This window comes from Pseudomonas sp. 313, assembly GCF_000316965.1.
GTDB classification, from domain to species: Bacteria; Pseudomonadota; Gammaproteobacteria; order Pseudomonadales; family Pseudomonadaceae; genus Chryseomonas; species Chryseomonas benzopyrenica.
The window spans coordinates 37,659-50,687 of record NZ_ANBZ01000106.1; the positions used below are offsets into that span (position 1 = coordinate 37,659).

Consider the following 13,029-nt stretch of genomic DNA (forward strand, 5'->3'; position numbering starts at 1 on the left):
GCAGGCGCACTGCTACACTGCTGCCATCATCAAGGAGTTCACCATGACCACCCCCAATCCGCAGCACCTGATCTGGATCGACCTGGAAATGACCGGCCTGGATCCGGATCGGGACGTGATCATCGAGATGGCCACCATCGTCACCGACAGCGATCTCAATGTGCTGGCCGAGGGCCCGGTGCTGGCCATCCACCAGTCGGACGAGATCCTGGCCGGCATGGACGAGTGGAATACCCGTCAGCACGGCGGTTCGGGACTGACCCAGCGGGTGCGCGAGAGCACCGTCGACACCGCCCAGGCCGAGGCCCTGACGCTGGAATTCCTGCAGCAGTGGGTGCCCAAGGGCAAGTCGCCGATCTGCGGCAACAGCATCTGCCAGGATCGCCGCTTCCTCTATCGCCGCATGCCGGCACTGGAAGCCTACTTCCACTACCGCAATCTGGACGTCTCCACCCTCAAGGAACTGGCCGCGCGCTGGGCGCCCCATGTGCGTGACGGCGTGAAGAAGAGCGGCAGCCATCTGGCGCTGGATGACATCCGCGATTCCATCGCCGAGCTGCGTCACTACCGCGAGCACTTCATCAAGGTCTGATGGTCGCGCAGCCGTGCTGCTGTCCATCCTCTATCTGATCGCCATCACCGCCGAAGCCATGACCGGCGCCCTGTCCGCGGGTCGCCGCGGCATGGACCTGTTCGGCGTGGCGCTGATCGCCAGCGTCACCGCCCTGGGCGGCGGCTCGGTGCGCGACGTCCTGCTGGGGCACTATCCGCTCGGCTGGGTCAAGCACCCGGAGTACCTGGCGCTCACCGTCGGCGCGGGCCTGGCCACCGTGGCCATCGCCCGGGTCATGCGCTATCTGCGCCGGCTGTTCCTGGTGCTCGATGCCCTAGGTCTGGTGGCCTTTACCGTGATCGGCTGCCAGGTGGCTCTGGAGATGGGCCTGAGTCCGGCCATCGTCATCGTCAGCGGTACCCTCACCGGCACCTGCGGCGGCATCCTGCGCGACATCCTCTGCAACGACGTGCCCCTGATTCTCAGGCGCGAGCTCTATGCCAGCGTGGCGGTGCTCTCCGCTGGCTGTTATCTGCTCTGCCGCCCGTGGCTCGGCGAGGAGCAGGCGCTGCTCATCACCCTGGCCGCGGGGCTGCTGCTGCGCCTGCTGGCGCTGAGATTCAACTGGCAGATGCCGACCTTCACCTATCCGGACGATCCCCACGGCTAGGGTCGTGACAGATTTCGCGGCGCTGCGTTGAAAGCCTTGTCCTAGAGCCTTTTGTGCGGCATTTTCAGGCGCCCAGTTACCGATAGGGAGATCGGTCATGTCTGGAAAACCTGCTGCGCGCCTGGGCGACGCCGTCGCCTGCCCCAAGTGCGGTACCACCGCCCTGATCCAGGGCTCCGCTGATGTCGCTTTCGATGGCCTGCCCGCCGCGACCCTCGGCCATGCCTGCGGCTGTGGCGCTGCCTTGAGCGCGGCGGTCATCCCCCATGTCCTGATCAACGGCCGGCCAGCGGCGGTACTCGGCAGTGTCACCAACCATGGCGGCGTGGTGATCGGCGGATCGGGCAGCGTCATCATCGGCCTGGATGCAGGCGGCGCAGCCAAGGGTGCCTGCGCAAGCCGTGCAGGCGCTACCGGCCTGGCACCGGGGCAGGGCAAGCCTTCGGCGCTGCGCGACCGGGAGCGACAGGGTATCGAGGCGCCTACCAAACACCCGCATGGCGCACCCGGTGCCAGGGATGAAGTCGGCGAACAGGCGGAGCGCCCGATAGAACAGCGCATCACCCTGCGCATCGGCGTCTTCTTCGACGGCACCGGCAACAACCTCTTCAACGCCGCCACCGGCGCGACTTGTCGTGCGGAAGAGCAGGGCTTTCGCCGGGACCAGGTAGAGAGCATCGTCCGGCACTGCGAAAGGTTCATGCTGAGTGCGGATGGCAGCTATGCGGGGGCGGAGACGAATATTGCGCGGCTATTCAGGTTGTATAAAAGCGATGCCACACGCGTACTCGAGGGCGACGAGTCAACAGCCACACTTCGTATCTACATTGAAGGTATTGGTACCCGTGCCGGTCAGGCGGATAGCCTATTTTCAATGGGTACTGGCCTAGGAGCTAGTGGCGTCCTTGCTTGTGTTCAGACGTTCCCGAAAGCCTTTGGAGACAGCTATGACCAATTCAAACGAAACAATCCCAACGTAGCTGTTGAAGCTATTGATTTTGATCTTTTTGGTTTTAGCAGAGGAGCAGCAGGAGCGCGGCATTTCGCCAATGAAGTGCTCAAGGCGGATGGAGGTATCGCGGCTACAGGACTATTGCCGTGTTTTTCCTGGCAGCGCGCCAGGGTAAGACTCAACTTTATCGGTTTGTTCGATACCGTGGCAGCGATCGCCGATCCCCTGCGGGGCGATTTCAGTCCCGCCAATGCAGTAAATCCTGGACTTAATCTTTATTTGCCATCCGGTTGCGCGCTCAAGGTGGTGCAGTTGGCTGCCCAGCATGAATACCGCCGTAACTTCGCCCTGACCAGCGTGGCACCTGAACACGTAGAGATCCTCCTGCCTGGTGCCCACGCTGATATTGGTGGCGGCTATCCTGCCGAGATGCAGGAGCGATTGCTATTGACCCGGCCGAGGGCTTCCTGTGAGCCCTGGGGCACGGATAGCCACCAGGCCTGGAGCTATCGTCAGGCCGAGCTGGAGTTACGGCGCCTGCAAGGGGCGCCTTGGTACGACTCAGCCAGCACTCGTCTTAGCATCGATACCTGGCGCCTCGAATTGCCCCGCGTCCGGGGCGACCTGCCGGAAATCGAGGTCTTCGCTGCGATACGGTTGGAGCGGCAGGTACGTGGAGAGCTATCCCTGGTTTACCTGCGGATGATGCACCGTCTGGCCAGTGCCCAGGGTGTCCCTTTCACGACCCTCGATGACGAAGATCCGGAGTGGCGTTTGCCGGCCGACCTGGCTCCGATAGCCAGTAAGCTTCAGGCAGGTAGTCCACATGTATCTGAGGTCCTGAGTCAGGCCGAAAATCGTCTGCTGCTCAGTCGCTATGTACACAGGTCGGCTCACTGGAATGCGCGCATGGGCAGTGGTCTAGGCAATGTGGATGCGATTTTCGTCGATGCTCCTACCGCCGATGGTCGGCGCAGCCTCTATCCCAATCGTCCGCAATTGGGGTACCCGCGATGAGTCGCTGGCTGCTGTCTATCGTCCTGCTACTGGGCCTGGCAGGTTGTCAGTCTGACGCCGCGAACAAGCTGCCCTATGACGCCTGGTACCTGGGCTTTCTGGCGCCCAACTACATGGAGGTCTGGCTGGAGCAGGCCAATATTGGCGACAACAGTGGACGCATCTTTCCCAATGCCATGGGGGGAGTGGTCGCCATGGGCGAGCCAGCCAGCCTATCGGCTACCGCCAGAGGCTGGCCTAAAAGGATCGGCTCCGGTGCCGGCCGCACCCTAACCGGCCTGGATCTACCCTACGTCGTCTCCCTACGCTGGCAATCCATGGTCGAGCCTCAAACCTATCACGCGCTGTTCACCATCCCCGATTGGGCCAGGGAAAAAATGGTCGAGCGTCTGCCAGCCGAGTGTCCGGTCAGTGGTCGCACTTCGGATTATCGCAAGGACCTCACCATCGGCCTGGCGCCCGGCGGCGTGGTCAAGGTCTGGATCATGGGCCCCTGCCTCGACCCCATCGAAGTCCTGACCCTCCAGGCCGAGATCGAGCCCAAGGGGCCCTATGGCGGCAAATCCAACGGCAAGTACCGGCCGCTGTCGCCGGTGGTCAAGCGCTATGTCGACAAGTACGGCGTGCCCTACGGCAGCTGGTGGGCACCGATCCCCTACACCACGGTAGGCCCCTGAACGTCTAGCCTGCCGCTCAGGCCTCGCCGTGCCGCTGCAGTGCCCACTCCACGTGCTCACGCACCAGGGGCGAAGGATGCTCGCGCTGCAGCTTCAGGGCTTCCACCACCGGGATGCTGGTCGGGGCATTGCCAAGGCCAACGGCCAGGTTGCGTAGCCAACGTTCGTAGCCGGCACGGCGCAGGGGCGAGCCTTCGGTGCGGCTGAGGAATTCGGCTTCGGTCCAGCGAAAGAGCTCGGCCAGACTGGCGCTGTCCAGGCTGTGGCGTGGCTGGAAGTCGCCTTCGGCGGTGGGCTTGGCGAAGCGATTCCAGGGGCAGACCAACTGGCAGTCGTCGCAGCCAAAGACCCGGTTGCCGATCAAGGGCCGTAGCTCCAGTGGAATGGAGCCCTTGAACTCGATGGTCAGGTAGGAAATGCAGCGCCGGGCGTCGAGCTGATAGGGGCCGACGAAGGCCTGGGTCGGGCAGATGTCCAGGCAGGCGTGGCAGGTGCCGCAGTGGTCGCGTGGGGTGGGTTCGTCCACCGGCAGGGGCACGTCGACGAAGAGTTCGCCGAGAAAGAACCAACTGCCGGCCTTGCGATTGAGCACCAGGGTGTTCTTGCCGATCCAGCCCAGGCCAGCCTGTTCGGCGATGGCCTTTTCCAGCACCGGCGCGCTGTCGACGAAGGCGCGATAGCCGAAGGGACCGATCTCTTCCTGGATGCGCTCGGCCAGCTGCTGCAGGCGCTTGCGGATCAGCTTGTGGTAATCGCGACCCAGGGCGTAGCGGGAGATATAGGCCGCATTGCCATCGGCCAGGCGCTCGCTCATGCGGGTGTCGCCGGACAGGTAGTCCATGCGCAGGGAAACCACCCTCAGAGTCCCCGGGACCAGTTCGGCCGGTCGCGAACGTTTGCTGCCGTGCGCGGCCATATAGTCCATCTCGCCGTGGAAACCGGCGGCCAGCCAGCGCTCCAGATGTTCCTCGTGACGTGCCAGATCCAGCCCGGCGATGCCGGTCTGTTGAAAGCCCAATTCCCGACCCCAGGTCTTGATGAGGTCGGCCAGGGCGGCGAGATCGAGAGCGACAGCGGACATCGACGGGAGCGCACAGGCAGGAGGGCCGCCTATTTTGCCAGACTCCGGAGGCTTTCCCAGCATGCACGACGAACTGCCGTTCCAGCTCTACAGCGCCCAGCAGGTGCGGGATCTCGACGCCCAACTGATCGCCGGCGGTCTGCCCGGTCTCGAGTTGATGAGACGCGCGGCGGCGGCGGCCTGGCGCTCATTGCGCCATGGCTGGCCCCATGCCGGCGCCCTCTGCGTACTGGCGGGCGGTGGCAACAATGCCGGTGATGGCTACCTGGTCGCTGCGCTGGCGCGCAAGGCGGGCTGGCAGGCGCGGGTCTGGCACCTGGCCGATCCGGCCGGACTCCAGGGCGATGCCGCCCTGGCCCATGCCGAGGCCCTGGCCACCGGCGTGGACATCCAGCCTTGGCGCGCGGATGCCCCGCTGGAAGGCGTGGTGGTCGACGCCCTGCTGGGTACCGGACTCAAAGGCGCGGCGCGTGAGCCCTATGCCGCGGCCATCGAGCGGATCAACGCCAGCGAATTGCCGGTGGTGGCCATCGACATTCCCTCCGGGCTGGATGCCGATACCGGCGCTGCGGCGGGCGCCCTGGTGCGCGCCGATCTGACCATCACCTTCATCGGTCTCAAGCTCGGGCTGTTCACCGGCAAGGGGCCGGATCACGTCGGCAGTCTGGTGTTCGAGCCGCTGATGGAGGAACCGCAGAATCCCGCCCATGCCACCGCTCAGCGTCTGGCGCCCGGCAACCTGCCGCGCCTGGCGGCGCGCCCGCTCAACGCGCACAAGGGGCAATACGGCCATCTGCTGGTGATCGGCGGCGACGAAGGCACCGGCGGCGCGGCCATCATGACCAGCGAGGCGGCGCTGCGCTGCGGTGCCGGCATGCTCAGCCTGGCGACCCGGCCGTCCAACGTCACCGCGGTGCTGGCGCGGCGGCCGGAAGTGATGGTCGCCGGCGTACGTTCCAGTTTCGCCGTACTGGAACTGGCCAAGAAGGCCGATGTGCTCGCCGTCGGGCCGGGCCTGGGCCAGGGTGCCTGGGGTAAGGCGCTGGCCAGTGCCGCCGCGACGCTGGACGTCGTTCAGGTCTGGGACGCCGATGCCCTCAATCTGTTGGCCGCCGGCGTGGTCGAGGCGCCGCGCGGGCCCTGGGTGATGACGCCCCATCCGGGCGAGGCGGCGCGGCTGCTGGAGGTCTCGATCAAGGACATCGAAGGCGATCGTCCCGGCAGCGCCCGCGAACTGGCACGGCGCTATGGCGGGGTGGCGCTGCTCAAGGGCTTCGGTACCCTGATCGCCCACCCGGACGGGCGCATGGCACTGTGCGGCGAAGGGCATCCGGCGATGGCTACCGGTGGCCTGGGGGACATCCTCACCGGTATCATCGCCGCCCTGCTGGGGCAGGGGCTGGCCCCCTTCGAGGCCGCCTGCCTGGGCGCCTGGCTGCACGGCCGTGCCGGCGCCGAGCTGGGTCGCCAGGGCCGCGGTCTCGCCGCCAGCGATCTGCCCCCGGTCGCCCGCCAGTTGCTCGAGGAACTCCAGCCATGCCTGAACTGACCCTGCACGCCGCCGACGAAGACGCCATGTACGCCCTGGGTGCCCGCCTGGCCCAGGCCAGCGGCGGTCGTGGCGTGCTCTATCTGCACGGCGATCTGGGCGCCGGCAAGACCACCCTGTCGCGTGGCATCTTGCGTGGCCTCGGCCACACCGGGGCGGTGAAGAGTCCCACCTTCACCCTGGTCGAGCCCTACGAACTGGCCAGTGGCGCGGTCTATCACTTCGACCTCTATCGCCTGGCCGATCCGGAAGAACTGGAATTCATGGGGATTCGCGACTACTTCACACCCGCAGCCTTGTGCCTGGTGGAATGGCCCGAGCGCGGTCAGGGCTTTTTGCCAAAGCCGGACCTGGACATTACCATTACGCCACGCGCCGACGGCCGTGATCTGCGCCTGACTAGTCATGGCGCTCACGGTGAGGCCTGGTGCGCCGCCCTCGCGCCCTAGGCGCCGATCCTTCGTTCTCCAGCTATACGGTCGCAGGCATGCGCAAGTGTTTTTTCAGGTCGGGACTCGGCCTGTTGTTGTTGATTCTCAGCAGTCAGTTGCTGGCCGCCACCCAGATCAAGGGCATGCGCGTCTGGCGTGCGCCCGACAACACCCGTCTGGTGTTCGATCTGACCGGCCCGGTCAAGGCCAGCGTCTTCACCCTCAGTGCCCCGGACCGCATCGTCATCGACCTGTCCGGCGCGCAGCTCGACGGTGGGTTGAACGAAAAGCCGCTGCGCAATACTCCCATCACCGGCCTGCGGGCGGCCCAACGCTCGCCCGGCGAGGTGCGCCTGGTGCTGGACACCAAGGGTGCCCTGACGCCCAAGAGTTTCACCCTGGCGCCCAACAAGGAATACGGCAATCGCCTGGTGGTCGATCTCTACGACCAGGGCACCGATCCGGCCGCCAGCGACATCCCCGCCACCGTCACGCCCAATCTGCCGGCCACCCCGGTGACCCCGGCCCAGCCGGCGACCCGTCTGCCCTCCAGCCCCAGCGGCAAGCGCGACGTGGTGGTGGTGATCGATCCCGGCCACGGCGGTGAAGACCCGGGTGCCATCGGCCGCGGCCGGTTGTACGAGAAGAACGTGGTGCTGGCCATCGCCAAGCAGCTGCAGGCCAATCTCAACCGGCAGAAGGGCTTTCGCGCCGAGCTGACCCGCACCAGCGATTACTTCATCCCACTGCGCCAGCGGCAGGTCATCGCCCGCAAGAAGGGCGCCGACCTGTTCATCTCCATCCATGCCGACTCCGCGCCCAGCGCCAGCGCCGAGGGCGTTACCGTCTTCGCCCTGTCCCAGCGCGGCGCCACCTCCGAGGCCGCACGCTGGCTGGCCGATGCGGAAAACCGCTCCGACCAGGTCGGTGGGGTATCCGATGCCCTGGACAACAAGGATCCCATGCTCGCCGGGGTGCTCATGGACCTGTCCATGACCGCCACCGTGGCCTCCAGCCTGGAGGTCGGCCAGACCATCCTCGGTCAGGTCGGGCGGGCGACCAAGCTCCTGCATTCGCGGGTGGAGCAGGCCGGCTTCATGGTGCTGAAATCGCCGGACATTCCCTCGATCCTGGTGGAGACCGGCTTCATCACCAATGCCAACGAGTCGGCCAAGCTGGCCAGTCCAGCGCACCAGGGCCTGCTCGCCCGGCAGATCCAGGCCGGTATCGTGCAGTACTTCCAGCACCGCCCGCCGCCCGGCACCTACCTGGCCTGGCAGCGCGAGCAGCGGGGCGACAAGGTCGGCAGCGTGCGCGGCATCGATCAGCACCGGGTGCAGCCGGGCGAAAGCCTGAGCCTCATCGCCCGTCGCTATGATGTCGACCTCTCCACCCTGCGCGCCGCCAATCGGCTCAAGGGCGACCGCATCCGCTCCGGTCAGGTCCTGACCATCCCCACCCACGAACTGGCGGCCAGCAATGACTGAACCCCGGCGTATCCAGCTGCTTAGTCCGCGGTTGTCCAACCAGATCGCCGCCGGCGAGGTGGTCGAACGGCCCGCCTCGGTGGCCAAGGAGCTGCTGGAGAACAGCCTGGACGCTGGTGCCCGGCGCATCGACATCGAGGTGGAACAGGGCGGGGTCAAGCTGCTGCGCATCCGCGACGACGGCCATGGCATCCCGGCGGACGACCTGCCGCTGGCCCTGGCGCGCCATGCCACCAGCAAGATCTACCACCTGGACGAACTGGAAAGCGTCACCAGTCTGGGCTTTCGCGGCGAAGCCCTGGCCTCGGTCAGCTCGGTGTCCCGGCTCACCCTGACCTCGCGCTACCGGGGCGAGGACCAGGCCTGGCAGGTGGAGACCGAGGGTCGCGAGATGCAGCCACGGGTACAGCCCGCCGCCCACCCCCAGGGCACCTCGGTGGAGGTGCGCGACCTGTTCTTCAATACGCCTGCGCGGCGCAAGTTCCTGCGCACCGAAAAGACCGAATTCGATCACCTGCAGGAAGTGGTGCGGCGTCTGGCGCTGGCGCGCTTCGACGTGGGTTTTCACCTGAGGCACAACGGCAAGAGCCTGCTGGCCCTGCATCCGGCGGGCGATCCCCAGAGCCAGGGGCGGCGGGTCGGCGCCGTCTGCAGCCCCGGCTTTCTCGAACAGGCCCTGCCGCTGGAGCACGAGCGCAACGGCCTGCGCCTCTGGGGCTGGGTCGGCCTGCCGACCTTCTCCCGCAGCCAGGCCGATCTGCAGTACTTCTATGTCAACGGCCGCATGGTGCGCGACAAGCTGGTCGCCCACGCGGTGCGCCAGGCCTATCGCGACGTGCTCTACAACGGCCGTCACCCGGCCTTCGTGCTCTTCCTCGAAGTAGATCCGGCGACGGTGGACGTCAATGTCCACCCCACCAAGCACGAGGTGCGTTTCCGCGACAGCCGCCAGGTGCACGACTTCCTCTACGGCACCCTGCACCGCGCCCTCGGCGACATCCGCCCGGACGACCAGCTCGCCGTGGTGGCACCCACGGCGCCGGCGCCGCTGAGCGGTCCGGCCGCCGGTGAATTCGGCCCCCAGGGCGAGATGCGCCTGGCCGCCGCCGTTCTGCACGACAGTCCTGCGCCGCCTGCCCAGCCTTTCGCCGGTGGTGGCGGATCGGGTGCTGCGCCTTACGCGCCGACCCCGCAGCCCTATGCGGGCGCGCCGGTGGCCGAGGTGCAAAGCGCCTACAAGGCCTTCTTCGCGCCGCTGCCGACAGGTGCCGAGGCTGCCCCCCTGCCCGCGGAACAGGGCGACGTGCCGCCGCTGGGCTATGCCCTGGCGCAGCTCAAGGGTATCTACATCCTGGCCGAGAACGCCCAGGGCCTGATCCTGGTGGACATGCACGCCGCCCACGAGCGCATCACCTACGAGCGGCTCAAGGTGGCCATGGCCAGCGAAGGCCTGCGCGGCCAGCCACTGCTGGTGCCGGAGTCCCTGGCGGTCAGCGAGCGCGAGGCCGATTGCGCCGAAGAGCACGGCCAGTGGTTCGAGCGCCTCGGCTTCGAGCTGCAGCGCCTGGGCCCCGAGACCCTGGCCATCCGCCAGATCCCCGCGCTGCTCAAGCAGGCCCAGGCCGCGCGGCTGGTGCAGGACGTGCTCGCCGATCTGCTCGACTATGGCACCAGCGATCGCATTCAGGCGCACCTCAACGAACTGCTCGGCACCATGGCCTGCCACGGCTCGGTACGCGCCAACCGGCGGCTGACCCTGCCGGAGATGAATGCCCTGCTGCGCGACATGGAAACCACCGAGCGCAGCGGCCAGTGCAACCACGGTCGTCCCACCTGGGCCCAGCTCAGCCTGGATGACCTGGACAAACTCTTCCTGCGCGGCCGCTGACCGCCCCGCCGCGTCCTGCGCGGCGTCCTCCGAGAATCCTCAATGACCGCCCCCCTGCCGCCCGCCATCTTTCTCATGGGGCCGACCGCCTCCGGCAAGACCGACCTCGCCATCGAACTGGCCCGGTTGCTGCCCATCGAGCTGATCAGCGTGGATTCGGCGCTCATCTACCGGGGTATGGACATAGGTACCGCCAAGCCCAGCGCCGAGGTGCTGGCTGCCCATCCGCACCGGCTGGTGGACATCCGCGACCCTGCCGAGAGCTATTCCGCCGCCGAATTTCGCACCGATGCCCTGGCGGCCATGGCCGAAATCACCGCCGCCGGCCGCATCCCTCTGCTGGTCGGCGGCACCATGCTCTACTTCAAGGCCCTGCTCGAAGGCCTGGCCGACATGCCCCGTGCCGATGCCGGGGTCCGCGCCGAGATCGAAGCCCTGGCGGCCGCGGCAGGTTGGGGCGAGATCCATCGGCAACTGGCCGAGGTCGATCCGGTGTCGGCGGCGCGCATCCATCCCAACGACCCCCAGCGCCTTCTGCGCGCCCTCGAGGTGTATCGCGTCAGCGGCCAGTCGATGACCGCGCATCGCGCGTTGCAAATGAGTGCCAATGCCGATTCGAACGGCGCGCCCCAGACGCAATTACCCTATACTGTCGCCCAATTGATCCTGGCGCCTGGTCGGCGTGAGGTGCTCCATGCGCGTATCGCCGAGCGCTTCGGTCTGATGCTGGAACAGGGCTTCATCGACGAAGTTTCAGCCTTGCGGGAACGTCCCGATCTGCATCCTGGTCTGCCGTCCATGCGATCCGTAGGCTATCGTCAGGTGTGGGAGTTCCTGGAAGGGGATTGCACGCGGGAAGAGATGGTGGCGCGTGGCGTTGCGGCGACGCGGCAATTGGCGAAGCGGCAGTTGACCTGGTTGCGTGGCTGGCCCGCCGCGCACACCTTCGACAGCCTGGCTTGTGACAATCTGCCACGGATCTTGAAATGCCTGGCCGGCGACTCCATATCGCCTCGCAGCTGAATCGTTTTTGTCCGCGTGTCCATGGTGGGCAGCGGAAACTGGCATGTCGCCAGATCAGTATTTTCATTTCTTTAGGAGAGCGACACGATGTCAAAAGGGCATTCGCTACAAGACCCTTACCTGAACACCCTGCGTAAAGAGCGCGTTCCGGTTTCCATCTATCTCGTCAACGGTATCAAGCTGCAGGGTCAGATCGAGTCCTTCGACCAGTTCGTGATCCTGCTCAAGAACACCGTCAGCCAGATGGTCTACAAGCATGCAATTTCCACCGTGGTGCCGAGCCGCCCGGTCCGTCTGCCCAGCTCCGAGACGAGCGAGTCGGATAGCGAATAAATAACAAGAGGAGCGCCCTGTTGTTCTTCGAGCGTCACGAAGGTGGTGAACGGGCCATTCTGGTCCATTTGGAAGGCCTGCATCCCGAGGCGCGCGAAGATCCTCAGGAGTTTCTCGAACTCGCGCGATCGGCGGGTGCGGAGACCGTGGCGTTCGTCACGGTGAACCGCAGCCAGCCGACGGCGCGTTATCTCATCGGTACCGGCAAGGTCGAGGAATTGCACGATCAGGTGCATGCTCATGCCGCCGATCTGGTCATCTTCAACCATGACCTCACGCCCAGTCAGGAACGCAACCTCGAAAAAGCCTTCGAGTGCCGCGTCCTGGATCGCACGGGCCTCATTCTCGACATCTTCGCCCAGCGTGCTCGCACCCACGAGGGCAAGCTGCAGGTGGAACTCGCCCAGCTCGAGCACATGAGCACCCGGCTGGTACGCGGCTGGACTCACCTCGAACGCCAGAAGGGCGGTATCGGTCTGCGCGGCCCGGGTGAAACCCAGCTGGAAACCGACCGTCGTCTCCTGCGAATCCGCATCCGCCAGATTCGCCAGCGCCTGGACAAGGTACGCAGCCAGCGCGAGCAGGCTCGGCGCGGTCGCCGGCGCGCCGAGATTCCTTCGGTGTCCCTGGTCGGTTACACCAACGCTGGCAAGTCCACCCTGTTCAACAGCCTCACCGAATCCGGCGTCTACGCCGCCAACCTGCTGTTCGCCACCCTCGATCCGACCCTGCGCCGTTTGGAACTGCCGGACCTGGGGCCGATCGTGCTGGCCGATACCGTGGGCTTCATCCGCCATCTGCCACACAAGCTGGTGGAGGCTTTCCGCGCGACCCTGGAGGAATCCAGCAACTCCGACCTGCTGCTGCACGTGATCGATGCCCACGAGGACGATCGCCAGCTGCAGATCGAGCAGGTCGAGGCCGTGCTGCACGAAATCGGCGCCGACGAGTTGCCGATGCTGGAGATCTACAACAAGCTCGATCTGCTCGACGGGGTCGAGCCGCACATCCAGCGCGACGACGAGACCGGGCGCCCGATTCGGGTCTGGGTGTCGGCACGCGAGGGGCGCGGTCTGGAGCTGGTCGGTCAGGCCGTGGCCGAATTGCTCGGCGAGGATCTCTTCGTTGGGGTGTTGCGGCTGCCCCAGCGGCACGCCCGGCTGCGGGCCCAGTTGTTCGAGCTGGGCGTGGTTCGCCAGGACGATCATGATGACGAAGGCAACATCCTGTTGTCTGTACGAGTACCCCGCGCCGAACTCAATCGACTACTCAGCCGGGCCGGTGAAGAACCGGAAGTCTTTATCCAGCAACATGTTTTGCAATAAACCCCCGCTCGGCGCTTTTGTTCGGGCAGGGACCATCCGGTAG

The 13,029-nt window shown here is 66.0% G+C and carries 12 protein-coding genes; 11 read left to right on the forward strand and 1 reads right to left on the reverse strand.

Translation table 11 applies throughout. From position 1 onward, the window contains the following. The first annotated feature begins 43 nt into the window (after nucleotides 1–43). The 4 genes from orn to C722_RS0123820 all read left to right on the forward strand — a co-directional run bounded on the left by orn (nucleotide 44) and on the right by C722_RS0123820 (nucleotide 3,869). Nucleotides 44–592 (forward strand): oligoribonuclease, encoded by a 549-nt coding sequence (gene orn, locus C722_RS0123800; RefSeq protein ID WP_017642897.1) that lies wholly within the window; start codon nucleotides 44–46, stop codon nucleotides 590–592. Nucleotides 593–608: 16 nt separating this feature from the next. Continuing rightward, nucleotides 609–1,223 (forward strand): trimeric intracellular cation channel family protein, encoded by a 615-nt coding sequence (locus tag C722_RS0123805; protein ID WP_026084067.1) that lies wholly within the window; start codon nucleotides 609–611, stop codon nucleotides 1,221–1,223. Between the two features lie 97 nt (nucleotides 1,224–1,320). After that, nucleotides 1,321–3,192: a PAAR domain-containing protein gene (locus tag C722_RS25975; protein WP_081594619.1), complete on the forward strand. Its 1,872-nt coding sequence runs from the start codon at nucleotides 1,321–1,323 to the stop codon at nucleotides 3,190–3,192. Continuing rightward, complete coding sequence (locus C722_RS0123820) at nucleotides 3,189–3,869, forward strand: DUF2931 family protein (RefSeq protein WP_017642901.1); 681 nt, start codon at nucleotides 3,189–3,191, stop codon at nucleotides 3,867–3,869. Before C722_RS25975 ends, C722_RS0123820 begins: the two co-directional genes overlap by 4 nt. 16 nt (nucleotides 3,870–3,885) lie before the next feature. Here C722_RS0123820 and queG read toward each other — a convergent pair whose 3' ends face one another. Continuing rightward, a complete protein-coding gene (gene queG / locus C722_RS0123825; protein ID WP_017642902.1) occupies nucleotides 3,886–4,950 on the reverse strand; it encodes a tRNA epoxyqueuosine(34) reductase QueG in 1,065 nt (354 codons plus the stop codon). Nucleotides 4,951–5,011: 61 nt separating this feature from the next. Between queG and C722_RS0123830 the strand changes: the two genes are divergently transcribed. The 7 genes from C722_RS0123830 to hflX all read left to right on the forward strand — a co-directional run bounded on the left by C722_RS0123830 (nucleotide 5,012) and on the right by hflX (nucleotide 12,986). Further along, nucleotides 5,012–6,499 (forward strand): bifunctional ADP-dependent NAD(P)H-hydrate dehydratase/NAD(P)H-hydrate epimerase, encoded by a 1,488-nt coding sequence (locus C722_RS0123830; RefSeq protein WP_017642903.1) that lies wholly within the window; start codon nucleotides 5,012–5,014, stop codon nucleotides 6,497–6,499. Beyond that, a complete protein-coding gene (tsaE, locus tag C722_RS0123835; RefSeq protein ID WP_026084068.1) occupies nucleotides 6,487–6,948 on the forward strand; it encodes a tRNA (adenosine(37)-N6)-threonylcarbamoyltransferase complex ATPase subunit type 1 TsaE in 462 nt (153 codons plus the stop codon). The genes C722_RS0123830 and tsaE overlap by 13 nt, the downstream gene beginning before the upstream one ends. A 38-nt stretch (nucleotides 6,949–6,986) precedes the next feature. Further along, the gene (locus C722_RS0123840; protein ID WP_026084069.1) at nucleotides 6,987–8,417 is read left to right on the forward strand and encodes an N-acetylmuramoyl-L-alanine amidase; all 1,431 of its coding nucleotides are present in this window, start codon (nucleotides 6,987–6,989) and stop codon (nucleotides 8,415–8,417) included. Next, nucleotides 8,410–10,305 carry a DNA mismatch repair endonuclease MutL gene (gene mutL, locus C722_RS0123845; protein WP_017642906.1) on the forward strand — a complete coding sequence of 632 codons (1,896 nt, stop codon included), beginning with the start codon at nucleotides 8,410–8,412 and terminating at the stop codon, nucleotides 10,303–10,305. The genes C722_RS0123840 and mutL overlap by 8 nt, the downstream gene beginning before the upstream one ends. Nucleotides 10,306–10,347: 42 nt before the next feature. After that, nucleotides 10,348–11,328 (forward strand): tRNA (adenosine(37)-N6)-dimethylallyltransferase MiaA, encoded by a 981-nt coding sequence (gene miaA, locus C722_RS0123850; RefSeq protein ID WP_017642907.1) that lies wholly within the window; start codon nucleotides 10,348–10,350, stop codon nucleotides 11,326–11,328. An 87-nt stretch (nucleotides 11,329–11,415) separates the two neighbouring features. Next, entirely contained in the window at nucleotides 11,416–11,661 is a 246-nt protein-coding gene (hfq, locus tag C722_RS0123855) for an RNA chaperone Hfq (protein ID WP_007161156.1), read from the forward strand. 20 nt (nucleotides 11,662–11,681) lie between these two features. After that, nucleotides 11,682–12,986 carry a ribosome rescue GTPase HflX gene (gene hflX / locus C722_RS0123860; protein ID WP_017642908.1) on the forward strand — a complete coding sequence of 435 codons (1,305 nt, stop codon included), beginning with the start codon at nucleotides 11,682–11,684 and terminating at the stop codon, nucleotides 12,984–12,986. Nucleotides 12,987–13,029: the final 43 nt, after the last annotated feature.